Below are 25,998 nucleotides of genomic sequence, written 5' to 3'. Positions count from 1 at the left end.
TTAAGAATTAGAGCGCTTAGGTGGTCTCGTAAATTGTACCAAAGCTCCTTTATGCTCGTTAGCCTGCTCTTCACGCCGCTCGGCCAGCATAGATTTTAATTTTGCCAGATGCACAACAGCAGCCTTCTTGCCGGTCAGATAGCCCTCTGGTAAACCAACCATCATTTCGACATCGATAGCAGACAATCCCGCAAAGGCAGCAAGCCGTTCAACTGAAATAATTCCAGAAGACGCCAACAATTCAATAGTACGTTTCAACAAACGCGGTTTTTCAGGCTCACGATAATCATCTCCCGGCTCTGATTTCACTCCCCAACGTGCTGAACGGCGTTTATAAAGATTTTGTTTCTCTTCTTCAGTAATAATATTCAGCACATGCAAACGCATGATGCTTGCCGCGACAGAAATACCGTAGCGTTGTTTAATTAAAAGCAAGCTATCTAATGTGACCGGGGTTCTAATTTCTTCGGCAAACGTCTCGGCAGGAAGCAGCAGCGCCCCCGCAAATTTATGAGCCTGGCTTTCCTTCAGCTTATAACGTTCAGCTTCGAGCTCGTTGCCAACGTAGCGGTGAAGGATTAGATGTCCAATTTCGTGAGCAAGGTCAAATCTGCTGCGAAAAGCATTACCTTTATCCGAAGATAGGAGAACAAAAGGAACACTTAGAGTCTCACTCCAGGCGGAAAGCCCTTCAATCTGCGCGACACCTGTTTCCTCTCTGACAACAATAATACCGTTACTCTCTGCGGCTAAAGTAAGGTCTGGTATTTCCTTTGTACCAAGATTCCAAAGGGCACGGCACTCACTAGCGGCATCTTCGATATCTGCATCACTAATTTCATCGATGTTTGTAAAACTACGGTGCGGTAATTTTAGCTCCGGCAGATCTACAAACTCAGTCAGCTTAGTAACGAACTCATTAGCCCAATGGATTCGAGTTTCTAACATTGCTCGTGCTGCTACATGAGCTGATGCATTACTTCTGAACAGGGGCTTTGACATACCCGGCAACAGAGGGCGCGTAAACCATTCAGGAGTAACATTTACGACTGTAGCCAAGCGTTCTAAGGCCTCGGATTCTGGAGCCTGCTGGCCAGAACGCCATTTACTGATGGTAGCTGGCGATACGCCAACCATCGTAGCTAATTGAGTTTGGGATAGCCGCCGGGCGGCTAGTACTTGCACTAACCTATCCGGTTGAAATTCAGCGATGCCTCGGCTCATACTTCATCTTCCTCGGTTCCATCTTTTTTGATAATGCCCTTTTTGAGTGCAGAGAATGCATTATCTTCTTGGAATGGAACTACATCATATCGGGTTAAAAAAAGTTCAAGTGGCTCATGGAAAACCCAGCTCTTCCCGTCAGAACTTGGAACGACAAGCTCTATAGACATCGGGGCTTCGGGTTGATTCTGCAATGAACCGGAAAAACGGCATACTACGAACAGTGTAGCTTTCGGTACATCAGAACCATCGGAGAATAAATCCGGTTGTACCACTTTTTCCACAGAAACGTTTTCGGCAATGAGCTCTTGCTTACGTTTGCTGCGAAATAGTCTCTTCCACTGGTTATCATTGTAGCTTTCACGAACAATCGTGAAAATACCGCTATGGCCTTCTACAATACGGTTACCACGCAGCTTGCCGGGATTACAACCGTTGGCCTCAAACACCTCATAAATAGTTTCATTCAGGTTTAAATGACGATCATAACCAAGCGCGGTCGCTCTGTGGTCTAGCTTCTTCTTTTGCGCATAATCGTAAGAACGCTTTGATGCCGCGTAAATCGCGTCAGAAAGGGCCATGAAGAGTTGTTTTTGAACATGCTGAACAATGAGATCTGCCACTTTTGATTTTTTCACGACCATTTCCTATCACTGTCACTGATAGGCGTGATTTTACACCCATATTTTTTCGCGTGTCCACAAAAAAATATCAAAAAATTTCCTTTACGCGGAAAATGATATTGATGATGGTATTTATTTTATCGACCCGATAGTACCGAAGTTGTACTTTTGCTCTGAAATAAAGCGGTATAATAAGGGAATTGAGTCTATCCCGACGGGGAGAAAAGTGCTCACGCCTTGCAGCTTGCCTCACCTATTTTCTCAAGGTGGTGACGTGTAAGGCGAACATGCATGAGTGCTCTAGAAAACCTGTTGGAATACTATCCTCTGTCTCTTGCTGCTCAACTGCAATGAGTTTGCTTTTCTTCCTCAGTTTGTCGGTCCCACCCCGGATCCTGTCTGGCTGGAATTGTTTCCCTGAGGTCAGTCGTGAAGGCATCAGGAACATTTGAAAACTGGCTAGGTAAACACCCAGGCGTTGTCATGATAAGCCTCGGTATCCGCATGTTGTTTAGCGGGTCTGGTGTCGTATCGATATCTGCCAGTTAAGTTTTGCCGAAACGGTAAACCCAGTGTCCGCACCTAGCTCATAGCAGACATGACTACACTGGCATGTTATTTTGATTTCACTTGGCGTACTGGAACCATTCAACGTGCTATGGTTATATTTTAAGGTTCCTTTTTGGAACCCTCTACCAAATGAATTTAAATTTAAATATTAAATATCAACAAGATAAAACCCAAAGCACAGAGACGCCAGCCCACCAAAATTCTCCATCGGTGATTACCAGAGTCATCCGATGAAGTCCTAAGAGCCCGCACGGCGCAAGCCCTGCGGGCTTTTTTGTGCCTCCAGTTTCCGAAAGAATCACCAGCAAAATCACATCCCTACCAACTCTGGTTTCTTGTCATCCAGGTTAAAAATCATTATTGTTTTCAGGTACCTGATACAGCGGAATGTGGCGATGTATTCGATAAGTTTGCAGCCAGTGAAAACCTCAAATCCGCAGCCCGGGATGTCAACGTGGGCATTTAATCCTGATGAAGAGATATTTTCAGCCTCGCAAGAAATCCAATGCCTATCAGGAGTCCGGACAAAACTACAAAGCCCCAGCCTGTGGATGATCGCAAAAGTATGCCTCGCTACCGGCGCGCGCTGGAGTGAAGCTGACAATCTTCAAGGCCATCAGTTATCAAAATACCGGATCACCTATACCAAAACCAAAGGCAAGAAAAACCGAACTGTACCGATATCTCAGGAGCTGTATGACGAACTTCCCAAAAACAGGGGGAAGCTATTCACGCCATGCAGAAAAGCTTTTGAGCGCGCAGTAAAGCGGGCTGGTATCTCTCTTCCAGATGGACAATGTACTCATGTGCTGCGCCATACATTCGCCAGTCACTTCATGATGAATGGAGGAAACATACTGGTTCTTAAAGAAATTTTGGGGCATGCCGATATAAAGATGACAATGATTTATGCTCATTTTTCTCCGGCCCATTTGGAAGATGCCGTCCTGAAAAATCCTTTAACTAGTTTAAGGTATTAACTCAATGGTTATCGAAACTAAAAACAAGAAAATATCAAAAATCGCCTTAAAAAAACTTTTTAACACAATATTAAAAAAATCTTCAATTCGTCCTCCGATAGAAGTCAGTAAAAACAATGATCTCATTACTGATTTTTCTACAAAATGTGAAAGATTTAAAGATTGCTTGAAAGAATACATCGATAATAATAATGATGATATCTTAGCTAGTAGAGTTAAGAGTAGATTAAAAGTTATTGATTCCGTGCAAGAAGGCATCATAAATTGTTTAGAGTGCTATCTCTCCGGAGATATCAAGTCAGCCTATGATTCTTTTGAGGAAATGCTCGAACCAGATTTTGTATCAAGGCATATTAAAAATATCTGCATACACTTATCAGAGATATGTGGTAATGAAAAGCGTCTATTTAGAGTTAGGAAATCTGAACGTCCTTTATCAACAAGAAAAGATATCTTTCACATACCTTTCAATCAACGCCATCTGGTTAATGCACAACGCTACTCAGTTGCAGGTCTACCGTGCCTTTATTTAGGCACCTCATTATATATCTGTTGGCGCGAAATGGACAAACCCGATTTTGATAAGTTGTACATATCATCATTTACTACAAGCTCAGAGAGTGATGATTCGCTATTGTTAGATTTCAGTGCTGATTTCCTTTATAGAACAAAGCTATTCTTTACAACTAAAAAGGACTCTTCATCGGCAAAAGAGTTTTCTTCTGTTACCATGTTATCGTACCTAGCGTTATGGCCTTTAATAATTGCTTGCAACTATTTAAAAAAATATAGCAATGCATCTTTCATTCAGGAATATATAATACCAAACTTACTTATGCAGTGGATAAGCAGAGATATTAACGATTACAATATAGTAGGTATTGCTTATCGTTCAACAAAACTCCCTGCAAATGCTGATAGTGAGAGAGGGGTCAATGTCGTTCTTCCTCCAAAAGTTCGTTACGAAGACATGAAGGTTAACGAATTCTGCCCAGAGCTCTCCGCCTTATTTCACTGTCCCCCACCAGTATCATGGCAGGTTCTAAAAACTCTTGAATATGTACCATTGCGTCAATCCTTCTCTGATAGAGAGAGATTGAGTGATAGCCTCAGGAGCAAAAAGGACTGGGATGTAATGGGCAATCTTGATGACGAAATTTTGAGCATTTATAAATTATCAGACTTTTACAAGCTTGAAGTGTGTATGGATGAAATTCAGGTCTATGATGATATAAACGCATAAAGGATTGGCGACAATTTGGCGACAGAGTATTAAAAATACATAAAACCCATAAACACAACGTAACACTAATACATTGTTTTTCAACGCAAATTATTGTTTTACCTATGATATAAATGGTATGTAGAAATTTCGAACGCGGGTTCAACTCCCGCCAGCCCCACCAAATATAACGGTCTGATTCTCTTAGAGTTTCAGGCCGTTTTTCTTTGGGCGTGTGGCACAACTGTGACTCAGGATTGTACCATATGCCATCAAACAACATCCCCCATTAGGGAGTTGAATTCGCGTCCTAATTATCCCCTTCATCATCGCTCACATTTTGAAACAAATCTATTACCGCTCTATTGCTAGCTGCATGAATATGATCATAAAATGTCCCTGCTAGTACCTAGGAGAGAATTTCTCGCAAAAGCTTGATGGTCTGCTTGTCAGCCATCGTGGAGGTTTCGGCCTCTAATCTCTCCCCCACACGACGCATGCCAGGCTTGCTCTATGTTCCAACGTTACGATGCTACGCATCACCGACGCTCTGGTTCTTACCGGGACAGCTAGGATTGCTGGATTTGTGGCGAGAGGACGTCACTCTGTGACGTCGAAAACTGGGGTTAATTGCTGAACATCTCTTATTCCTGTCAGTTCAGGCGAGACTGGTGACCATGTTGGTCATCGGGAACTGAAAGGGAGATGTAATATGGGTCGTAAGACACGTAAAAGTCGAAAGACGCATACAAGTCGAAAGACACGTAAGAAATACCAGGCTAGTGTTCAGCAAACGTTTTGTGTGAAAGAGAAACTAAAGAAATACTCCAAAGATACCGGTAAGTACATCCTTGCCTTGGTTTTCAGCGAAGTGTTTTCTACGGTTTTTCATTCTGAAGCTGTTACCTCCTTCTTTGCATCCATCAAGGGATTCCTGTAATGGAGGCTATAATGGATTGGAGCAACGACGATGAAAAGCACAAAACGTACCCCTAGTCTTCAAAGATCCCCTAAGATTTACCCCTTGAATCAATCCCCTCTATTCAAACTTAAAACTAGAAAAAAGTTATTCGAGATCATAGGTCTATCAAAGAAGCAGGCTGATAAACTTATGCTTGACTCTGCGTACAAAGAATTCAAAAACGACGCAGGAAGGAAGATTCAGGAACCGATTGCCCAGCTCAAAGCGATTCATAGGAGGCTCGGCGTTTTATTAAGCAGAATCGAATTACCTCTATATCTTCACTCCGGTAGGAAGAAACATTCAACACTAACTAATGCAGAATCACATAAGCAGGCAACTGAACTTCTGAAGCTCGACATTCACAAGTTTTTTCCCTCGACTAGCGCTGCGAAGGTCTATAAAGCATTTGTTGAGAAATTTGAGATGTCACCTGATGTGGCTTATGTAATGACCAATCTAGCAACCTTTGCAGGAAAAGTGCCCACAGGCAGCCCGATAAGCATGGCTATGGCGTTTTGGGCCAATAAAGATATGTTCGACGAACTTAGCAACCTTGCAGCCTCAAACAGCCTAGTATTTACGGCATATGTTGACGATGTAGCGTTCTCTGGTTCGAAAATCCCAAAAGGATTTGCCGCCCAAGCTAAAAAATGTATTCGTTCTCATGGCCTCACCTCTAAAGACAAGAAAGAGCGATTTTATCCGTCTTCAGAGGGAAAACTGCTTACAGGGATAGTGATTCAGGATGGGGAACTTAAGGTTCGTTGGGCACACTATGATTCAATCGGAAAAGAATTCGCTACTTTGGCTGATGCAAAAGACAACGCTGCAAAAATAATCCATCTAGAAAAGCTTGCAGGTAAGCTGCATGCGGCCGGTCAAGTTGACTTCAGACAGAAAGATAGAGCTCGCTTCTTCACTCAGCAACTCAGAGCAGCCAAAAAGCAATCAACTCAGGGCAGTTAGGGCTATCGATCGTAACTAGTTGGATGTGCCATACTGCTGTGACATTGATTCCCGCTACATTGCTTAAAGAATCAGACAGTTAGTATTTGGTGTCGCTTTAAGCCAGCTCCACCAAAATTCTCCATCGGTGATTACCAGAGTCATCCGATGAAGTCCTAAGAGCCCACCCGGTGCAAACCTTGCGGGCTTTTTTGTACCCTCAACATGTCCTGCGAAGCCCATAAAATTCCCAGCCATACTGGAGCATCACGCTATAAAACGTTATTTCTCTCATGCTCAATGAGCCATTCTTTTCGAGAAATACCCCCTCCGTAACCTGTCATCGCGCCATCTTTCCCAATTATCCTGTGACAGGGGATCACAATCGCAATCCTGTTTGCACCATTAGCGGCAGCGACGGCGCGCACAGCATTTGGCTTATTAAGCCGTAGCGAAATGGCCTGATAATGTGAAGTATGTCCATAGGGAACGGCACGCAGCTCGTGCCAGACGGATTGTTGAAAATCACTCCCCGGGGCATCTACAGAGAGATCAAACTGTCGGCGCGCTCCGGCAAAATACTCGCTGATTTCTTTTACTGTCTGCCGGGTATGGCTGTTTTCTCCGGTGACAATTCTGGCGTTAAATAAACGCTGAATATCGCGAAATTCTGTTTCTAACATCCGGCGATCGGTAAACTCCAGCAGGCAGACTCCCCGCTCTGTTGCGCAGACAAACATAGGCCCAAGCGTGGTGGTAAATCGGTGAATGACAATCACCTGGGTTGTCTGAGTCGGCGCTGCGCCAGTAAGCCGCTTGTAGGTATAACCAAACCCGCTCAGGGATTCATAGCCATTGTCCAGCGCAACGTCAGTCGCAGTTCGTCCGCTTTTCAGCTCCTGCAGGGCAACGTTCACCCGCTGCATTCGCTGGAAAGCCTGAAAAGTAATGCCGTGATGTTGCAGGAACCAGCGCCTTACCCGCTCCGGACTGATTCCATGCTGACGAAGCTCCGCGTCTGCTACACGGGATTTAATATCGTGCCTGACAAGCGCAAGCGCCTGTTCAACAAATAATGGCGCGCTATGCGCATTTTCAGCAGGCCTGCAGACCTTACAGGGACGAAAGCCGGCCGCAAGGGCAGATTTGGCATCTTTATAAAATTCGACATTTTCACGTTTAGGCTTTCGTGCCCGGCATACCGAAATACAGAATACGCCAGTGGTTTTGACGCCAACAAAAAACACGCCAGTATATTCTGAAGCACGTTCCAGTAATGCCTGATACCAGATATCACATAAATTCTTATCGGTTATTTTCATCACCAAAAAGTCCTTCAAACGTCTGACGAGATCGGATCGCATGCATGACATCAGTCAGCGTTGACTGCATGGCTGAATGAACAAAATTGCCCATTGAAATGCGGCTTACCCCGGCCCGTTTCAGCCTGTCGAACGACGGAAGATCGGGCATACACATGACATTCAGAGGCAGGCCCGTTGCCTCTGCAATGAGGCTGATGTCTTTCTCTGACGTCAGGCAGGGAACAAAAAGGCCGTCAGCACCTGCAGCTTTATAGCTCTGACCCCGTAATATCGTCTCCTGCAACGCGTCTTCATGCCCGAGCAGGTAAGTATCAGTCCGAATGTTCAGAAACAGGCAATGATTTTCGCTTTTCAACGCATCGCATACTGTTTTCAGGGTACAGGAAAAATCAGAGGCATCGTCAAGCTGACGCACCCCGTTTATGACTCTGCTGTCTTCAATGTTAACGCCTGCTACGCCTGTATGAGTAAGGCGCCTGAGATTGGCTGTTATCTCTTCGGCTGAATCACCATACCCTGCTTCCATGTCAACGCTCAATGGCAGGTTGCTGACTGCCCGGATACGGGTGACCATATAAAATAACTCATCAAACGGCATTCCCTGCCCGTCTTCATATCCCAGTGTGGACGCAATTGCTGCGCTGGACGTTCCCAGTGCCTGATAACCTGCTTCTTGCGCTGCGACAGCACTGGCGGCATCCCAGACGTTAGCGATAAGAAGAGGTTCATACTGGTTGTGGAGTTCTGCAAAGTTCATATTCATATCCTCTCGATAGATTGAAAATGAATCTAAGCATTCCGTAAGACCGTCACAACCGAAATTCAGACGACCATTTTTAAGCAAATGTCGTCTGAACTCGGGGACGAACCAGACCGAAATCTTTCAGGTTCGGGTTCCAGCTTTCAGCATGGCAAGAACCGCCCAACGTGCCGCATCGTCTGCGATATTTTCCGGCAGCGCATCAGCTCGCAGATTGATATAAGCGTCAACAGCCTTTCTGATGGCCATGCTGACGGAGTCACTATCGTGCGTTGCCAGCGTGGAAGTCAGCAGATCATCAGGATCAATGCCATGGAATTCAATGCGGCGAACACCACGTTGCGGAAGATTTGCACGACGGAACAGCATAGGTCCCAGAACTTGCTCCCGGAAGAACGACAGCATGCCAATCGCTTCAAAGAGTTCGCCCCTTCCCAGTTTCACCACCGCATAATGAAGCCAAATCCAGGCTCGCGACTCAAACCACTCCGGCGTCATGTCAGGCCACTGAGCCTTAAATTTTGCCAGTTGGCACTCCAGAGCCAGGCTATCACGGGTAAACAGCACTGCTGGCTCTTCAACGCGTTGAGTAAGCATGTCCAGGGTGACAAATTTCAGATCGACGTGAAGGAGTTCGGGGCCATACAGGCAGATAAGCAGACGCGGCTCTCCGACATGTTCTCCGGTGAAAGCATGGAGCAGATGGCCCAGCGTTCCGGCGATCACAATACGCTGTGCCATGATGTTGTCATAGTAGTGAGGGTCTACCACAACGACAAAATCGAGATCGGAGTATTTATCGAACCCGCCATGAACAAGCGAGCCGCCAGCGAGAAGAGAGTGAATCCGCGAGTCAGACTGAAACTTAAGCTTGAATTGCTCTGCAAAACTTCTGTGTAAATCGGGTAACGTACTTAGCATACTTTTTCCTGTTCACAAAAAAGACAAAGCATTACAGAGTATCGAGCAATTTATATTAGGGCCAGGTATTTTTGATGGGGCAGTAATATCCCTGGGGGGTTTCTCCCGAAGCGATGAATTTCCCTTTAACCTACTGAATATTATATCTATGTAGGAAATCACCTCAACGCATTCCAGGGTACGAAAGGTCGCGGAGCACTCAATATCCACGCGGTGTGGAATAATGTATTTCACGTTCTTTGACAGATAATCACTGATAATAAAGACGTTTAAACTTGTTATGCCGAACTGCAGTAAAACATGAGTTTACCTACACTTTGGACAAACCTCTTTAGCTAGTTTTTGGATACGAGTTGTTCACTGACTGGCTACCAAAGAACGCTGAACCACTAAAGTGATTCCCTTTGACAACTGTTCATTCTTTTTTCTCCACCGATCGTGCATATTGAAAGCCGCGAAACCTCGTTCGTACCATATTGAAAACACACATAAAAATATTAAATTACAAGCTTAACTAATAAATATTAAAAAGACCTTTTGCCGATAATGTGCTAGAAATTTGTTCAACGCATCTCAGAGCCAATGACAGGAACAATGAGAGTATGGATACGACGTTGCTGAGCGCATTAGATACCGATGGACGCAATAAATTCGAAAGCGCTATGAATGCCTTGCAGGGCGATGTTTCCGCTGCGGCCGCGAGGTTGTCAGTTGATCCACGCTTACGCCTTGAGTACTCAAAAAGAATCAAAGAAATGTCCGCAGACTTACGCGCAAAGGCCAATGCTGGTGTGATCTCCTGGGACAAGGCTGCACGAGAGGCTCAGGAAACGAGAAATTTAATCATGGAGATGGTGCGATCACGCAGCACTCCACTCGGACGTGCGATGGCCGAACGGATAAAAAGCGAGGGTAAGACGCTTAATGAGTTGGTAGCGAAAAAAGCAAAAGCTTTATTCGGCCCGCAGGCTAATTTTAACAGCCTTTCGGAAGTACAAAAAAATCATATATATGCAGGTATCGTTGAATCCGCAGGCAAGTCTAACCCACAAGTAAACATGAAAATGATGCAGCTCTCGCGCATTGGACGGGGGTTAATAGTCCTTTCGATTGCGATTTCTGTTTACGAAATTTATACCGCTGATGATAAGTTTTCTGAATCAGGCAGGCAGATAGCGATTAATGGTGCAGGTATTGCCGGTGCTGCCGCAGGTGGCGCAATGGCGGGATTAATGTGTGGGCCAGGTGCACCTGTTTGCGTGCTTATCGGTGGCTTCGTCGGCGGCGCTCTTGCCGCATGGGAAATGGGACGTTTGTGGAATTGATTATGCAGCAGGTTAATTCAATAGCATTGGTTAAGGTTCGCGAAGCTACCGATGTATCCCAGGCTCAATCTGATGTTTTGCTCAATGGTAAAAGCACAGGCATTATTGTACCGGGACAAGTGCTTGAAGCCGCGGTCCAGGTTAATGAGCAGCGTTACATCCTGTTTCTGACTGATGACATTATTTTCGAGGAATCCCTGACGATTGCCCTTATTGACGTTCATGAAGGGCTTAAAGAAATTGTTCGTTTAGGAAATGAGTACTCGACCGGGAGTTTTGCGGATCTCAAGGTTACTGACAATAGCGTGGATTTCAGGTTTATTGGGGATTATATCTGGACATTGAAAGTGTCCGATTCACCTCGCCTGCGGCTTCCTTTTGCTTCCGATCCAAAAGGGGTTAAACGGGAGTCTGGTCTGAAAAAGTACATAACGATATCTGCCGCACCGGCGTCGGAAAACGTAAGCTGAAGTCATTATTAACAGAATGAAAAGGCTTTCCACTGAGCTGGATAAATGCTCCTGAAAGTCATGCAGACCCAGATCGCCAACCAGAATCTCCATCGGCAATATCCCTGTTCATCTGATGAAATACTGAAAGCCCACACGGTGCAACCCCCGTGGGCTTTTCAATATCATCACCACACCGTTCCCCATCCCTTTGACAAACATCAACACCCTTCCCCCTCTCCTGTGGAAAATAACCCACACCACCCAGCGCTACGGATTAGCCACCCCAACCCGGAAGGAACCCCAACATGTACAAACCCATAACCGTCATAATCTTCATTCTCCTGACCCTTGCCGCCCTCGCTGAAACAGGTATTTTATCCTTTGGATAATCCTCAGGCGAAATATCCCTCATCAGGGCACATTGATCTCATTACAGTTTTTTCCTAAAGCCACCCCGCTTCGTCTGTGCCATGCTGAATCACGCTCATAACCGATAACGTTAAATGAGGATATTATGAAAAAAACAATTATCGCATTATCTGCCGTTCTGCTGGCTTCCCCAGTATTTGCTGCGACCACACATGCAACTGACGATACCGTCGCGGCGGCGAACGCAAACGCCAACGAGGCGAAGCAAAAACTGCATGAAGAGCAGAACAAAGGCGAAGAGCTGAAGCTGAAACAAAAGCACGCTGCGGAAGGTAAAAGCGAAAGCTTTGGCAGCAAGGTCAGCGAAGATTCCCAGAAAGCCTGGCATAAAACCAAACAAGGCACCGAGAAAGGGTGGGATGCCACCAAGGAAGGCGCTGAGAAAGGCTGGAACAAAACCAAAGAAGGTGCCAGCGAGCTGGAAAAGAAAGTCACTGAGTAATACCTTCGAAAGGCCGCGCAAGCGGCCTTTTTTATTCCCTCCCGCTCTGCTTCCTGAAGGCTAAACTTGTCTCAGGAGGGCACCATCATGAGCCACGAAGAAACCGCACCAGCTACTCAGGGCGTTACCGTTGAATTACTTTCCATTGTCGATCTCGGCCCGGAGATCGCAGGCATGGACGGACGTCAGCTTCGTATGCGCAGGGTAACGCTCGCCCCCGGCGCGGTCTTTGGTCCGGTGCACGATCATATCGATCGCCCCGGTACCGTTTTTATCCTTGAAGGCACAATTACCGATCATCGTAACGGTATCGCCACCGACTACGGCCCTGGCGTCGGCTGGCCGGAAGACCATAACACGGTCCACTGGCTGGAAAACCGGGGGCCGGTTACCGCCGTCGAAATCTCGGTGGATATCGTTAACACAGCCTGTCGCAGAAAAGCCGAATAGATCCCGGGGGTGACGCGTTTACTCCCTGCCCTAAAAGAGATCCTGAGATGCTACGACGCCTGGTGATATTGCTGATTTTGGTTTGTCCGTGGGCGTTTGCCACCCCGAAAAGCTACATTATCGACACCGATAACACTGCCATTCGGCTATCGTGGCATGCCTTCGGCGGCATCCTCTCCTGGGCGACATTTAGCGGCGTAACGGGTGCCGTGACGCTCAACCCGGATAACGACGTTGACGACCACATCCACGTCACCATCCCCGTGGCAACCCTGGTGGCCTCAAACAAGCTGCTCACCTGGCAGCTGAAAAGCGACATGTTTTTTGAATCTGAACGCTACCCAACTATCGAGTTCATAAGCTCTCGCGTGGTCGACGTGGGCGCCGGACGGTTCAGGGTGTTCGGCACGCTGACCGTACGCAACATTGCCCGCCCGGTGATCCTGGAGGCCACCGTGAAAGACCCGCATGCGCTGGCCCTCACGCTTGATGCCACCACGGCGATTTCACGCTCGGCCTATGGGATGGATAAATTTGCGCTGGTCGTTGACGATCGTATTGCCATCGCCATTGCGATTCAGGCTCACGGCGTGCCCTCATCCTGAGATCAGGCGCTGTAGCTGCTCCGCGCTTCCCCGCAGGTGAGACGGCGGGTTGCGGCCAATCAGCACAAACTGATAGCCCGCATCGTGCCACCACGCCAGGTTCATGCTGTGCCGCTGCTCCTGGCGCAGAGAGGCCGTCGTCTTCTCATCAACAGGAGAGATACAGAGCGCCATTGGGCCATAGTCGGCATTGATCCACGCAACTTGCGCGATCGAGGTGGTTTCATAGCGCAGCATTCGCACCATTTTAAGCTCTGCGCCCTGCAGGGTAAGTTGCGACATGTTCAGCTTCATGCCGATATCCTGCGCAACCCGTTCCAACCCGCGCTGCAGCACAGGCGCTGCGCTGTCCATATCCAGCAGCGTCTCGACGCTATAGAGGGACATGTATTGCGCCTCGAGGTCGCGAATATGGGCATTCTCATCGTCAGGTGCCGAAGCGGGCCGCAGAAGATACCCCAACCCGGAACCGACCATCAAAAAACTGACCGAGGCCGCAATCAGCGACCGTCTGCTGACCCCAACCGACGTGGAGACATGCGGATCGGGAAGTGTCGCGAGACGCGCCTGCATCGCCCCGAGGGGAGCGTCATCCAGCAGAGAGGCAAACGCTCCGGCGTAATCCTGGCTGCTTTTCATCAGCTCGTCGGTTCGCCCGGCGAGGCGTTCGCCACGTTTCAACTGTTCTTCAAACTGCTGCGCGTCGGCGCGGCACATCTCGCCATCTATCCATGCCACGATAGCATCGTCGTTATAGGGCGGTGTAAAACGGTGCGAGTTCAAGAGCGTTTCTCCTTTACCGGAGGCAATGCGTCGACGGACCTGGCAAGCGTTGCCCGCGCCGTCGCCAGTCGGCTCATCACGGTACCGATCGGCACCGCCAGAGTCTCCGCCGCCTCCTGGTAGGTAAAGCCTTCGACATAAACCAAAAATACCGCGTTGCGCTGGGCTTCAGGCAGCGCATTGACGCGCTGCATCACCTTCAGGTAATGCAGACGCGTTTCATCCTGTTCACGGGTGTCCGGTGCCAGAAGCTCGTCGCTGGCCACAAACCCCTGCCCCTGACGAACGTGTCGTGCCCGAAGCTCAGAGATCCAGATGGAGTGCAGGATCGCGAACAGCCACCTGTCGATGCGCGTGCCCGGCGTATACTGGCTACTTCTTTCAAGCGCACGCACGCAGGTGGACTGAACCAGCTCTTCGGCGATATCCCTGTTTCGCGACAACACCAGCCCATAGCGCCAAAGACGCGGCAGATGTTCGGCTAACTGTTGACGAACCTCACGGGTAGCGATGTGTTTTCCCTCCACGAGAAAATCAGGATTCCGGATGTCCGTTGATGGCGGCCTGCAGGTCACGGTACTCCTCGCAGGACTGGCCACAAATACCGGCAATCACCTTCAGCTGTTCTTTCGCGAGGTCAGGTCGTCCTTTCACCATCCACGCTTCACCAAGATATTCCCGGGCTTTGGCATAATCCGGAGCGATAGCCAGCGCGCGCTGGTAGTAACCAATGCCTTCGTCCGTGCGGCCAAGCTTGCGCGTGGCGAACCCGCGATAGTTCCACGCTTCAGCCGTATTGCCATTTTTCAGCGAATCAAGCAGATTCAGCGCCGACTGGTACTCCCCTTTCTTCGCGAGATGGTACGCATAGTTGGTTTTGTCCTGGTCGCTGAGGCTGCTGCTCTTGTCCGGCACGCATTTCTGGGTTGCGCTGTCATACACCTGTCCGGAAGGACAGTCAGGCGTTTTGCTCTCGGTACTATTATTGCCCATGGCCAGCGCCAGTGGAGAGAGCAGGGAAAAAATCAGCACCGGAATCAAACGAAGCGAGGTCGTGTTCATATAAAACTCCAGGGTAAAAGGAAGTGACGTCAGTAAACGCCCGACTGATGATTTTTATTCGTTCTCCGGTGAAGTTTTTGCAGTGCAAAAATCATGCTTATGTCGTAATCACATTGAAAAAGAATGAAGTTATTTTATCCTTGCCTGCTCGTTGTTATTATCTCTCGCGTGATAGCAGAGTTTTAATCCTGCATAAGAATATATTTCACTTCACAAGTAACATAATATATCTTACATCAAAAACGTTACCCTAACTTAAATACGTATTAAGCACGCATAAACAATACCATTTTAAATTATATTCAAAGTGGCCCCTACCAATTATCACACTGCATCAATAGCATTAATACGCAGCCGTGAAAGGTAAAAAACAACACCATTCAAAACAACAAGATAAGAAAACAAAATTATAAACCACCTCAATTCATTAATGCCCTCTTCATTGTTTACCTCTCTATTTAAGAAAGCTTAAGTTGCACAACCAGAGTTTTCTGTCTATATCATTTTTATATCCTCAAAAACTAATTCCTCCATTAATTACAGGGTTTTATAAGACACAAAACACAAATAAAAACTGTTCTCTTTCATATGTAATTAGATTCGCTCTGATGTTGCCACTCTGAATCCTGGCGGGCATCGTGCGCGCTAAAAATAACGGTCAGTGCTGCGTTATAACAGCAACTGCGCCGGGGGCGCCCTTTACCTTCTGCAGAGATGGCTCGTCTTGCTCGCCGTTCATGACACTTCTGCTGGAGTAATGCCTAAATGAGCCAAATCTCTGTTATATCGAAACTTACTGGCGTGGAAACGACCACGGAAGGCACACAGGTTACCCTGAGCCATTCCTCTATCGTTGAGCTACATGTCGAGCGAGCGAGCGTCTCCCACTTCGCGCGAAGTGGTAACGATCTGGTCGTCACGCTGCACTCCGGCGAGGTGATTACCCTTAAAAATTTCTACGTGACTGACGCGCAGGGCGTGAGCCAGCTGGTTCTGCAGGACAGCGACGGTGCATTATGGTGGATTGAAGATCCTACCGGGGCCGCCACGTATGAATCGATTGCCTCTACGGACGTGTTGCTTGCCGCGTCAGGGAGTGATGCCGGTGGCGCGGCCATCTGGCCATGGGCGCTGGGAGGCATTGTCGCCGCGGGCGGGATCGCGGCTGCGGCGAGTGGCGGCGGAGGAGGTGGTGGTGGCGGCAATGACGATAATAACAACGGCACTAACCCCAACACGCCTACAGACCCTACCGATCCGGATACGACACCGCCGAATGCCCCAACTGGTCTTCAGTTCTCTTCGGATGGCAAAACCGTCTCCGGTACCGCCGAACCCGGCAGTACCATCACGCTGAAAGACACAAACGGCAATGTCATTGGTACGGGGAAAACCGGCAGCGACGGCAATTTTACCGTCTCTCTCGAAACACCGTTGACCAACGGCGAGCAGGTGACTGCCACCGCGACGGATAACGCCGGGAATACCAGCCCGGGCACAAACCTTACCGCGCCGGACACCACCGCGCCCGATGCGCCGGCAATCACCAGCGTAACGGACGATATTGACCCGCAGACGGGAACAGTCAGTAACGGCGGCAGCACCAACGATCAGCGTCCGCAGCTTACCGGTACCGGCGAAGCGGGCTCGACCGTGACAATTTATGACGGCGGAGTCGCCATTGGTACGGCGGTCGTCGCCAGCAACGGCACCTGGACCTTTACCCCGACAGTCGATCTGAGTGAAAGCAGTCACCAGATTACCGTGCGGGCAACCGACACCGCCGGCAATACCGGGCCAGCCTCACCGGTGTTCACCCTTACGGTGGATCTTACCCCGCCAGACGCGCCGACCGCGATTGTACTTACCGACGATACGGGCCAAGTCAGGGGGACCATTACGTCGGGTATGCCTACCGATGCTTCACTGCCGCTCCTGGCGGGAACCGGCGAGCCCGGCGGAACCATCACCATTTACGATAACGGCGTGGTAGTTGGCACAACGACGGTGCAGCCCAACGGCACCTGGAGCGTCACACCGAACGGCCCGCTCCCGGACGGGGCACACTCGATAACCGTCACTGAAACCGATGCTGCCGGAAACCAGAGCGCGGCATCAGAGCCTGTTAATTTCACCGTGGACACCACGCCGCCGACTGCCCCCGGTAATCTCGTCGTATCGAATGATGGCGGCACCATCAGCGGCACCGCGGAGCCGGGCAGCACGGTGACTATCCGTGAAGGCGACGTTATCCTTGGTACGCCCGTTGCCGATAGCCAGGGTAACTTCAGCCTGACGCTGACCCCACCGAAGCTCAACGGCGAAGTCCTGACCGCAGACGCCACCGATGCGGCAGGCAACACGGGACCCGCAACCGCCGCTGCGGCTCCGGACATTACCCCGCCGCAGACCCCAGTCATCGTTGCGGTTATTGATGACGTGCAGGCCACCACCGGACCGGTGGGCCAGAACGGGCTCACCAACGACCGGGCCCCGACCCTGAACGGTACAGGCGAGGCGGGTTCAACCATCACGATTTCTAACGGCAGCGATATCCTTGGTACGGTAGTTGTTCCCTCCTCCGGCCTGTGGAGCTTTACGCCGCCCTCACCGCTGGGCGATGGCACCTGGGTGCTGACCGCAAGGGCGGCTGATCCCGCCGGTAACCAGAGCGGCATCTCCAGCGCGTGGACGATCAACGTTGACGGAACCGCGCCTGCCGCTCCGGTGATTTCGCAGGTCGTGGATGATGTTCCCGGGCGCACCGGCTCGCTCGACATTAATGAAACCACCAATGATTCCACCCCGACGCTCAGCGGTACCGCTGAAGCAAACGCGACGGTCACCCTCCGAGTGGACGGCGTTGATATTGGTACGACCGTCGCCAATGGCCTTGGCGTATGGATCTTTACGCCTTCCTCACCGATTGGTGAGGGTCCCCATGCCCTGACCGCCGTCGCGACCGACGCGGCAGGTAACACCAGCGGCGTCTCCAACACCTGGACTCTGACGATTGACAGCGTCGCGCCTGCTGCCCCGGTTATTACCCAGGTGGTGGATGATGTGCCGGAGCGCCTCGGTGCGCTCAACCCTAACGACAGCACCAACGACACCCTTCCAACGGTCAACGGCACCGCTGAACCGGGCTCAATGGTCACCATTCGCCTGGATGGCACCGATCTTGTTACGCTCCCGGTCGACAGCAGCGGCACGTGGACATATACCCTCACCGCACCGCTTGGTGAAGGTCCTCATAGCTTTACCGCCGTCGCCACCGACGCGGCGGGTAACACCAGCCTACCGTCAACCGGCTTCACCCTGACAGTCGATACCACACCGCCAACAGCAGCAACCATCGCCACCGTCACCGATGATGTCGGCGGCGTTCAGGGCACGCTCAGCAGCGGTGATACCACGGATGACACCCAACCGCTGCTGCAGGGCTCCGCCCCGGCTGATGCGGTGATCACCATTTATGACGGTGCCACCCTGCTCGGCACCGCCACCCTTGACGGCAGCGGCGGCTGGCAGTTTACACCAGCGACCCCGCTCACCGACGGCCCGCATTCGCTGACGGTTCACGCCACGGATGCCGCCGGCAATACCACCATCTCCAGCCCGTTTAACCTGACGATAGATACCGTCGCGCCGGCCACGCCGGATATCCCGGCAATCACCGTCAATCCTGATGGCACAGTAACCTCGCTGAATCCGGGAGAAACCACCCGCGACACCACGCCGACCCTGAGCGGCACCGGCAATCCGGGCGATACCGTGACGATCTACAACGGCGGCGCCAAACTTGATGATGTCGTCGTGGACGGCACCGGCAACTGGAGCTGGACGCCAGCCACCCCGTTACCCAACGGCACCTATGACATCACCCTGACCGTCACCAACACGGACGGCACGGGTAACGAAAGCGCCCCGTCGCAGCCGGTAACCATCACCATTGATACCGACGCGCCGGCTACGCCTGCGGCACCGGTTATTACCGACAGCGTCACCCAGATCACCGGCCCCGTTCCCGATGGCGGAACCACCAACGATCCGCGCCCGGTCCTGAGCGGCACCGGCACGCCGAACGACGTAATCAACATCACTGACACCGTCAACGGCGGCACACCGTCCATCGTTGGCACCGTCACGGTGGACAGCAACGGCAACTGGAGCTGGCGCCCTGGCAGCGACATTGCGGAGGGCAGCCACGTCTATACCGCCACCGCCACCGATGAGGCGGGTAACGTCTCTGACCCGTCGCCGGCGATTACGATTACCGTCGATACTGTGGCACCGGCTACGCCGGTGATTAGCGCCGTGGGCGGCGAGCCAAACGGTGGCTACACCACGGATACCACGCCAACAGTGGGCGGAACCGGCGTCAATGGCGAGACGGTGATCGTCTATAACAACGGCGTCGCGCTGGGGCGTGTCGATGTGGTTAACGGCGAATGGAGCCTCATCCTGCCGACACAAACGGACGGCCCGCTGAACATCACCGTAGCGGGCGTGGACGCGGCGGGCAACGTCAGTGCGCCGAGTTCGGTCTTTACCGTCACACTGGATACCGTTGCGCCTGAGATCCCGCAGATCGACTCCATCACCCCCAGCACGCTTTCAGGCAATGTGCTCTACACGAAGGACAACACGCCGACCCTTACCGGGACCAGCGAACCCGGCACCAGCGTTATCGTCTCCGTCGACGGCACCCCGTCCGTGGTGCCGGTCACGATACAGCCGGACGGCAGCTGGAGCTGGACGGCCGGCACAACGCTGTCGGATGGCCCGCATACCTTCACCGTCTCGTCTGTCGATCCTGCCGGTAACACGTCAGGAAGTTCAGCACCGCTGAGCGTGACGGTGGATACCGCCGCGCCGGCTGACCCGATCAATATGGCCCTGGCTCAGGAAGGGACACCGCTGACCGGTACCGCCGAGGCAGGAAGTACCATTACCGTGAAAGACGGTAGCGTCGTCATTGGTACCGGCGTTGTCGCCAGCGACGGCAGTTTCTCTATTGCGCTGAGTCCGGCGCAGCTGGATCCGACCACGCTGACCGTGACCGCCACCGATGCCGCAGGCAATACCAGCCCTGGCGCGACGTTTAACGTTACCGATTCACCGCTCGACCTGCCGCAGGTGCCCGTTATCACGTCGATCGTTGATGACGTCGCTCCGATCACCGGCGATGTGAAAGACAAAACCACCAACGACACCACCCCTACCCTCACCGGCACGGCTCAGGCGGGAAGCCTGATCACCATCTATCAGGACGGTGGCGTGACGCCCGTGTCGACGGTCACCGCCGACGGCAGTGGCAACTGGAGTTATACGCCAGCCGCCCTTGGCGAAGGGCTGCACACCTTTGAGGTCACCGCGACCCTCAATAGCCAGACCAGCGGCCGCTCTCCGGCGGCCAGCGTCACCGTCGACCTCACCGCGCCGGGCACGCCGTCCATTGGCGCGGTGATTGACGACGTCGGCCCCGGTACCGGTCCGCTGACCAGCGGCCAGACCACCAACGACAACCAACCGACCCTTACCGGCACCGGCGCGGTGGGCGATACCATTTCCGTCTACAGCAACGGGACGCTGCTGGGCAGCGTGGTCGTCGGCAATACCGGTAACTGGAGCTACACAACGTCCGCCCTGGCAGAAGGCAATAATGTCCTGACCATCCGCGAGACCGATCCGGCGGGGAATCAGAGCGGTCCTTCAGCGGACTTCACTATTGTTGTAGATACAATTTCCACCACGCCGGTCATCACCAGCGTAACGGATAATGTGGGTAATGCCGCCACTACGGTCGTCAGCGGTGGCCCAACCAACGACGCCACGCCAACCCTTTCAGGGACAGCGGACGCAAACAGCGTGGTGACCATTTTCGACGGCGGCACGCAGATTGCCGTGGTGACGGCTGATAGCTCCGGCGCGTGGACGTTTACCCCTGACACCGCCCTCGGCGAAGGCCCGCACAGCTTTACCGTGCAGGCGACCGATCCGCAGGGCAACGTCAGCCTGGCGTCAAACGCCTGGAGCGTAGTGGTTGACCTGACGGCACCGACGGTTCCAACCCTGGATACGGTGAATGACAACGTCCCTGGCGGCGTCACAGGCAACCTCACCAGCGGGCAGGTGACCAACGACAATACCCCAACGATCGGCGGTACCGGACAGGCAGGCAGCACTATCCACATCATGAATAACGGGACGGAGATTGGTCTTGCGACCGTTGACGGAAGCGGGAACTGGTCCTTTATCCCAACCACGCCGCTGGGCGACGGGAGCTATACCCTTCGCGCTTATGCAACGGATGCGGCAGGCAACGCCTCGGCTAACTCGTCGGTCTTCGCCTTTACCGTCGATACCGCAGCCCCTGCAGTGCCGGTCGTCACCAGCGTGATTGACGATGTCGGTCCAGTGACCGGGACGCTCGCGTCGGGCAATACCACTAACGACGCGCGTCCGACCTTCAACGGTACGGGCGACGTAGGTGCCACGGTGCATGTCATTGTCGACGGCAGCGAAATCGGTACTACAGTGGTAAATGCCCTGGGCAGCTGGACCTTCACCCCGGCTACCGATCTGGGCGAAGGGCCGCACGCTATCACCTTCAACGCCACCGACGCGGCTGGCAATACCGGCAGCACGACGACGCCGTTTAACCTGACGGTGGATACGGTCGCGCCGTCAGCACCCGTCATTTCGACCGCGGGTGATAACGCGGGCAGCATTCAAACCCCGCTATCTTCCGGGCAGAGCACCGACGACACCACCCCGACGCTGAACGGCACCGCAACGGCCAACGCCACGGTTACCGTATATGAGAACGGGCAGCCTGTAGGAACCGTTCAGGCGGACGGCAGCGGTGCATGGAGCTTTACGCCGTCAACGCCGCTGGCGAGTGGCAGCCATACCTGGACCGCCACGGTCACCGATGCAGCGGGCAACGTCAGCCCGACCTCGCCGAACTTTACCCTGGTTGTTGATACCACGGCGCCAAACGCGCCGGTCATCAGCCAGGCAATAGACGACGTGGGCAGCATCACCGGCCCGCTCACGTCAGGGCAGACAACCGACGACACCGTACCGCGGCTTGTCGGAACCAGCGAACCGTTTGCCACCGTGAAGATCTATGAAGGAACCACGCTTGTCGGAACGGGCACCGCGGACGGCAGCGGGAGCTGGAGTATATTGCTCACCACCACGCTGGCGAGTGGTCCGCACAGCTTCACCGCGCAGGCCACGGATGCAGCAGGGAACACCAGCGTGTCGTCGGCAAACTTTAGCCTCACTGTCGACACCACGCCGCCGGCGCTGCCGGTACTGACCAGCATTGTGGATGACGTGGGCAATGCCGCCACGCCGATTGCCAACGGCGGCGTGACCAACGACGCGCAGCCTACTCTCACCGGCACGGCGGAAGCCGGGGCCACGGTGAAAATCTTTGATAACGGCGTGCAAATCGGCAGCGTGACGGCGACCGGCGGGGCGTGGAGCTTTACGCCATCACCGGCGCTGGGCAACGGTCCGCACAATTTGACCTTTACCGCCACCGATGCGGTGGGCAACGCCAGCGCGCCCACCACCGGGTATGTCATTAACGTTGATACCCTCGCGCCGGGCGCACCGGTCATCAGTTCAGTGATTGATGATGTCGGCAGCGTTACCGGGCCGATAACCGGCACGAACCCAACCAACGACACGCGTCCAACGCTGAACGGCACCGCCGAAGCGAATGCCACGGTCCGGATTTACGATGGCATTACGCTGGTGGGCACGGTCACCGCCGATTCCAGCGGCAACTGGACCCTGCCGCAAACCAGCACCACGCTGGCAGAGGGCACGCATAACTTCACCGCCACGGCCACCGATGCGGCGGGCAACACCAGCGTGGCTTCAGCCGTAACGACGATTATTGTCGATACGACCGCCCCAACGGCACCTACCGGGACCTTTAATGCCGACGGTAGCGTACTGACCGGGAATGCTGAAGCAGGCAGCACCGTCGCTATTCGCCTTGCGGATGGCTCGACGGTGACTGCCACCGCGGGCAGCAACGGTACGTACAGCTACACCTTCACCAACAAGCAGACCGAAGGCCAGACGCTGCAGATCACCGCCACCGACGCCGCGGGCAACACCTCGCTGCCCGGCTCCGCCCTTGCGCCGGTGGTGCCGCTCTCCGCCAGCAATAACGTCGAAGAGCTGAACCTCAGCACCACGGCGACCGTGACCAACAGCCAGTACAGCGATTACGGTTTCCTGCTGGTCGGCGCCGTGGGCAACGTCCTGACGCTGCTGGGGAATGACACCGCGCAGGTGAACTTCACGGTGGTCAGCGGCGGCAGCGCCGATATCGTAGTGAATGCCAACGCCACGGGGGCGGTGCTCTCTCTGCTCAACACCCTTGAGCTGGTGGTTCAGCATTACGTCAACGGCGCCTGGACCACCGTGGTAGATACCGGCCAACCGCAGTTTGCCGACCTGCTGACCCTCGGCGCCACCGGGGTAACGCTGAACCTGAGCGGGCTGGCCGACGGCGACTATCGCGTGCTCAGCTATAACACCAACCTGCTGGCAACCGGCTCCTACACCAGCCTTGATGTGGCGGTGAAAGAGACCGGTCCGGGTACGGTCACAGGTGAAACCAGCCTCAACGGCAATGTGATCCTGGATACGGATCCGACCGCCGGCAGCGACAACGCCCCGGCAGGAACCACTATCTCTGCGGTCACTAACGCGCAGGGCGTGACCACCAGCGTGAACGCCGACGGCACGGTGATCCAGGGCCAGTACGGTACGCTGACCATTAACCGCGACGGCAGCTACACCTACAGCCTGACCGACACCAGCGCCGCGATTATTGGCCGCACGGAGAGCTTCACCTACACCATCACCCATAACGGCGTGAACGCGTCGGCGAACCTGGTGCTGTCGCTCGGTGCCGGTACGGTAGTCAACGATATTGTGGCGGTGGACGACACGGCCTCGCTGACCTTTGACACTACCGTAAGCGAGATTAATAACGGTGCTTCATCTCAGGGCGGCTTTACTCTGGTGGGCATTAATCTCGGCAACACGCTGGGGCTTAACCTGCTCGACGACATGACTAACCCGATTATCTATAACGTGGAGGAAGGCACCACCCGCACCATGACCATCCAGGCCTCTGTTGGCGGCGTGGCGCTGGCGTCGGTGTTCGATCTGTACGTCTATAAGTTCAACAACGCGACCCAGACCTTCGAGCAGGTCCGCGTCGAGTCGGGCTGGCTGCGCGCCCCGCTGCTGGGAGGCACCTCGCCTCAGCTGACGCTGAACCTGCCTGCCGGGGAGTACCTGTTCTTACTCAATACCGCCTCGGGGATCGCCGTCCTGACGGGCTACACGCTGAGCGTCCTGCAGGATCATGTCTACAGCGTGGCGAGTATTAGCGAGGCGACCACGGGCGATGTACTGGCGAATGACCCTGTTCCGGCGGGTACCGTGGTCACGGAAGTGAACGGCGTGACGGTCAACAGCAGTGGAACAACCGACATTCAGGGGGAATACGGCACGCTGACCATTAATTCGTCCGGTCAGTACACCTATACCCTGAGAAGCGGCGTGGGTGCGGACCATATCAGCACGCCGGACACCTTCGTCTATACCGTTACCGCGCCTGACGGCTCGAAGGATACGGCATCGCTTAACATCACCCCAACCGCGCAGGCGATGAATGCGGTTAACGATGTCAGCACCACAATGGACCTCACCTCGGTGCACCACACGTCTGCCTATTCGGATACTACCGTGGGTACCGCCAGTTGGACGACGGCGCTGTTCTCGCCCACCCAGGGCAACGGGAACGGGACCTTCGTGGTGGATCCAAACACTGCGTTGCATAACGCGTCGCTGCACTTTGACGTGGCCTCGGTGCTGGCGCTGGGCGGACTCACGGTGAACTGGTCAATCAGCGACGGTACCAATGTTGTGCGCTCAGGCTCCTTCAGCGGTGGCTCTCTGGCACTTATTCCTCTGGTAGGCGGCAGTATCGACGTCCCGCTGACCGGGCTGGATCTCAACGCCGGGACCTATACGCTGAGCTATACCGGCAGCGTACCGGGGCTGAGCGTCGGGAGCATCACCATCACGCCAAGCGTAAACGGCACCACCTACTCGCTGAGTGATTTCGACGTCACCGGCAGCCATACCGTTAACGGCAATATCTTCGACGGCACCGACTCTGGCGGCGTGCTGGATCAGCTGCACTCGGTGGATACCCGCCTGAGCGTTACCGACTACAACGGCGTGGCCACCACGCTGGATCCTTACACCGGCAGCGCAACGGTGAACATCACCGGCCATTACGGCATCCTGGCGATCGGCGCGGACGGCCATTACACCTATACCCTCAACAGCGGGGTATCGCTCTCAACCATGACCACGAAGGAGACTTTCAACTACACCCTGACCGATGCCAACGGCAACACGGATACCGCCACGCTGACCATCAATATGGCGCCGCAGTTCATCAGCTCGGAGCATAACGACGCCATCACCGGTACGGCCTACGGCGATACGCTGATTTACCAGGTGCTGAACAGTACGGTGGGGAATGCCACGGCGGGTAACGTCAGCAGCACCGTGGGCGATCACTGGAACGGCTTCTCGCTGGCGCAGGGGGACAAAATCGACATCGGCGATCTGCTGGTGGGCTGGAACGGTAGCGCCTCGACGCTCGGAAATTATCTCCATGTCACTAATAGTAATGGCAATACCGTGATCTCCATCGACCGTGACGGTGCAGGGGGCACCTACACTAATACTGCACTCGTTACGCTTGATGGCGTTCAGACCACCTACGACGAGCTTGTTAACCAGCAACACATCATTACCTGATAGCACCTGCAACAGTTGACCCGGGCGCACAGCGC

Annotated in this window: 17 protein-coding genes and 2 pseudogenes; 11 read left to right on the top strand and 8 right to left on the bottom strand. The window is 53.2% G+C overall.

The features are described 5' to 3' along the window. Both PYW49_RS12420 and PYW49_RS12415 read right to left on the bottom strand, forming a co-directional pair. The gene (locus PYW49_RS12420) at positions 1–1,224 is read right to left on the bottom strand and encodes a helix-turn-helix domain-containing protein (RefSeq protein ID WP_064161439.1); all 1,224 of its coding nucleotides are present in this window, start codon (positions 1,222–1,224) and stop codon (positions 1–3) included. Beyond that, the gene (locus PYW49_RS12415) at positions 1,221–1,868 is read right to left on the bottom strand and encodes a hypothetical protein (RefSeq protein WP_064161440.1); all 648 of its coding nucleotides are present in this window, start codon (positions 1,866–1,868) and stop codon (positions 1,221–1,223) included. The genes PYW49_RS12420 and PYW49_RS12415 overlap by 4 nt, the downstream gene beginning before the upstream one ends. 334 nt (positions 1,869–2,202) lie before the next feature. On the opposite strand from PYW49_RS12415, the pseudogene PYW49_RS12410 reads away from it, so the two are divergent. The 5 genes and pseudogenes from PYW49_RS12410 to PYW49_RS12390 all read left to right on the top strand — a co-directional run. After that, positions 2,203–2,396 (top strand): annotated as a pseudogene (locus PYW49_RS12410) (LysE family translocator); the annotation flags it as partial. Between the two features lie 509 nt (positions 2,397–2,905). Continuing rightward, a pseudogene (locus PYW49_RS12405) lies at positions 2,906–3,397 on the top strand (tyrosine-type recombinase/integrase); the annotation flags it as partial. A gap of 4 nt (positions 3,398–3,401) precedes the next feature. Next, the gene (locus PYW49_RS12400) at positions 3,402–4,640 is read left to right on the top strand and encodes a hypothetical protein (protein WP_320386569.1); all 1,239 of its coding nucleotides are present in this window, start codon (positions 3,402–3,404) and stop codon (positions 4,638–4,640) included. A gap of 691 nt (positions 4,641–5,331) precedes the next feature. Further along, positions 5,332–5,559, top strand: coding sequence for a hypothetical protein (locus PYW49_RS12395; protein WP_047499518.1), 228 nt, complete (start codon positions 5,332–5,334; stop codon positions 5,557–5,559). 30 nt (positions 5,560–5,589) lie between these two features. After that, positions 5,590–6,549: a reverse transcriptase family protein gene (locus PYW49_RS12390; protein WP_320386568.1), complete on the top strand. Its 960-nt coding sequence runs from the start codon at positions 5,590–5,592 to the stop codon at positions 6,547–6,549. 251 nt (positions 6,550–6,800) lie between these two features. On the opposite strand, the gene PYW49_RS12385 is transcribed toward PYW49_RS12390, so the two are convergent. The 3 genes from PYW49_RS12385 to PYW49_RS12375 form a co-directional block, all read right to left on the bottom strand. Further along, the gene (locus tag PYW49_RS12385) at positions 6,801–7,850 is read right to left on the bottom strand and encodes a bifunctional transcriptional activator/DNA repair enzyme AdaA (RefSeq protein WP_320386567.1); all 1,050 of its coding nucleotides are present in this window, start codon (positions 7,848–7,850) and stop codon (positions 6,801–6,803) included. Beyond that, a complete protein-coding gene (locus PYW49_RS12380; protein WP_320386566.1) occupies positions 7,834–8,610 on the bottom strand; it encodes an isocitrate lyase/PEP mutase family protein in 777 nt (258 codons plus the stop codon). Before PYW49_RS12380 ends, PYW49_RS12385 begins: the two co-directional genes overlap by 17 nt. A 126-nt stretch (positions 8,611–8,736) precedes the next feature. After that, positions 8,737–9,534 carry a nucleotidyltransferase domain-containing protein gene (locus tag PYW49_RS12375; RefSeq protein WP_320386565.1) on the bottom strand — a complete coding sequence of 266 codons (798 nt, stop codon included), beginning with the start codon at positions 9,532–9,534 and terminating at the stop codon, positions 8,737–8,739. Between the two features lie 602 nt (positions 9,535–10,136). Here PYW49_RS12375 and PYW49_RS12370 point away from each other — a divergent pair. The 5 genes from PYW49_RS12370 to PYW49_RS12350 all read left to right on the top strand — a co-directional run bounded on the left by PYW49_RS12370 (position 10,137) and on the right by PYW49_RS12350 (position 13,237). Beyond that, positions 10,137–10,859: a globin family protein gene (locus PYW49_RS12370; RefSeq protein ID WP_320386564.1), complete on the top strand. Its 723-nt coding sequence runs from the start codon at positions 10,137–10,139 to the stop codon at positions 10,857–10,859. 2 nt (positions 10,860–10,861) lie between these two features. Further along, complete coding sequence (locus tag PYW49_RS12365; RefSeq protein WP_320386563.1) at positions 10,862–11,329, top strand: hypothetical protein; 468 nt, start codon at positions 10,862–10,864, stop codon at positions 11,327–11,329. Between the two features lie 496 nt (positions 11,330–11,825). After that, positions 11,826–12,182 carry a hypothetical protein gene (locus PYW49_RS12360; RefSeq protein ID WP_047348115.1) on the top strand — a complete coding sequence of 119 codons (357 nt, stop codon included), beginning with the start codon at positions 11,826–11,828 and terminating at the stop codon, positions 12,180–12,182. Between the two features lie 87 nt (positions 12,183–12,269). Then, complete coding sequence (locus PYW49_RS12355) at positions 12,270–12,632, top strand: cupin domain-containing protein (protein WP_320386562.1); 363 nt, start codon at positions 12,270–12,272, stop codon at positions 12,630–12,632. Positions 12,633–12,679: 47 nt separating this feature from the next. Next, positions 12,680–13,237 (top strand): YceI family protein, encoded by a 558-nt coding sequence (locus PYW49_RS12350; RefSeq protein ID WP_320386561.1) that lies wholly within the window; start codon positions 12,680–12,682, stop codon positions 13,235–13,237. Here PYW49_RS12350 and PYW49_RS12345 read toward each other — a convergent pair. Genes PYW49_RS12345 through PYW49_RS12335 form a run of 3 tightly spaced genes read right to left on the bottom strand, consistent with a single transcriptional unit; the run spans position 13,229 to position 15,082 of the window. Then, the gene (locus tag PYW49_RS12345) at positions 13,229–14,020 is read right to left on the bottom strand and encodes an anti-sigma factor family protein (protein WP_320386560.1); all 792 of its coding nucleotides are present in this window, start codon (positions 14,018–14,020) and stop codon (positions 13,229–13,231) included. The genes PYW49_RS12350 and PYW49_RS12345 overlap by 9 nt on opposite strands. Next, positions 14,017–14,547 carry an RNA polymerase sigma factor gene (locus tag PYW49_RS12340; protein WP_134347236.1) on the bottom strand — a complete coding sequence of 177 codons (531 nt, stop codon included), beginning with the start codon at positions 14,545–14,547 and terminating at the stop codon, positions 14,017–14,019. The genes PYW49_RS12345 and PYW49_RS12340 overlap by 4 nt, the downstream gene beginning before the upstream one ends. A gap of 7 nt (positions 14,548–14,554) precedes the next feature. Further along, a complete protein-coding gene (locus PYW49_RS12335; RefSeq protein WP_134347235.1) occupies positions 14,555–15,082 on the bottom strand; it encodes a tetratricopeptide repeat protein in 528 nt (175 codons plus the stop codon). Between the two features lie 765 nt (positions 15,083–15,847). Between PYW49_RS12335 and PYW49_RS12330 the strand changes: the two genes are divergently transcribed. Further along, positions 15,848–25,963: a BapA/Bap/LapF family large adhesin gene (locus tag PYW49_RS12330; RefSeq protein ID WP_320386559.1), complete on the top strand. Its 10,116-nt coding sequence runs from the start codon at positions 15,848–15,850 to the stop codon at positions 25,961–25,963. The last annotated feature ends 35 nt before the right edge of the window (positions 25,964–25,998 follow it).

The sequence above is a fragment of the Enterobacter chinensis genome (genome assembly GCF_034008295.1).
Lineage (GTDB): Bacteria > Pseudomonadota > Gammaproteobacteria > Enterobacterales > Enterobacteriaceae > Enterobacter > Enterobacter chinensis.
This window is presented reverse-complemented; position numbering and strand designations above follow the sequence as displayed.

Excerpts from the sequence above, each read along its gene's own strand:
- PYW49_RS12395 (WP_047499518.1), top strand. The coding sequence starts at position 5,332 with ATGGGTCGTAAGACACGTAAAAGTCGAAAGACGCATACAAGTCGAAAG.
- PYW49_RS12375 (WP_320386565.1), bottom strand. The coding sequence starts at position 9,534 with ATGCTAAGTACGTTACCCGATTTACACAGAAGTTTTGCAGAGCAATTC.
- PYW49_RS12365 (WP_320386563.1), top strand. The coding sequence starts at position 10,862 with ATGCAGCAGGTTAATTCAATAGCATTGGTTAAGGTTCGCGAAGCTACC.
- PYW49_RS12370 (WP_320386564.1), top strand. The coding sequence starts at position 10,137 with ATGGATACGACGTTGCTGAGCGCATTAGATACCGATGGACGCAATAAA.
- PYW49_RS12420 (WP_064161439.1), bottom strand. The coding sequence starts at position 1,224 with ATGAGCCGAGGCATCGCTGAATTTCAACCGGATAGGTTAGTGCAAGTA.
- PYW49_RS12350 (WP_320386561.1), top strand. The coding sequence starts at position 12,680 with ATGCTACGACGCCTGGTGATATTGCTGATTTTGGTTTGTCCGTGGGCG.
- PYW49_RS12355 (WP_320386562.1), top strand. The coding sequence starts at position 12,270 with ATGAGCCACGAAGAAACCGCACCAGCTACTCAGGGCGTTACCGTTGAA.
- PYW49_RS12360 (WP_047348115.1), top strand. The coding sequence starts at position 11,826 with ATGAAAAAAACAATTATCGCATTATCTGCCGTTCTGCTGGCTTCCCCA.
- PYW49_RS12390 (WP_320386568.1), top strand. The coding sequence starts at position 5,590 with ATGAAAAGCACAAAACGTACCCCTAGTCTTCAAAGATCCCCTAAGATT.
- PYW49_RS12400 (WP_320386569.1), top strand. The coding sequence starts at position 3,402 with ATGGTTATCGAAACTAAAAACAAGAAAATATCAAAAATCGCCTTAAAA.
- PYW49_RS12330 (WP_320386559.1), top strand. The coding sequence starts at position 15,848 with ATGAGCCAAATCTCTGTTATATCGAAACTTACTGGCGTGGAAACGACC.
- PYW49_RS12385 (WP_320386567.1), bottom strand. The coding sequence starts at position 7,850 with ATGAAAATAACCGATAAGAATTTATGTGATATCTGGTATCAGGCATTA.
- PYW49_RS12335 (WP_134347235.1), bottom strand. The coding sequence starts at position 15,082 with ATGAACACGACCTCGCTTCGTTTGATTCCGGTGCTGATTTTTTCCCTG.
- PYW49_RS12380 (WP_320386566.1), bottom strand. The coding sequence starts at position 8,610 with ATGAACTTTGCAGAACTCCACAACCAGTATGAACCTCTTCTTATCGCT.
- PYW49_RS12415 (WP_064161440.1), bottom strand. The coding sequence starts at position 1,868 with ATGGTCGTGAAAAAATCAAAAGTGGCAGATCTCATTGTTCAGCATGTT.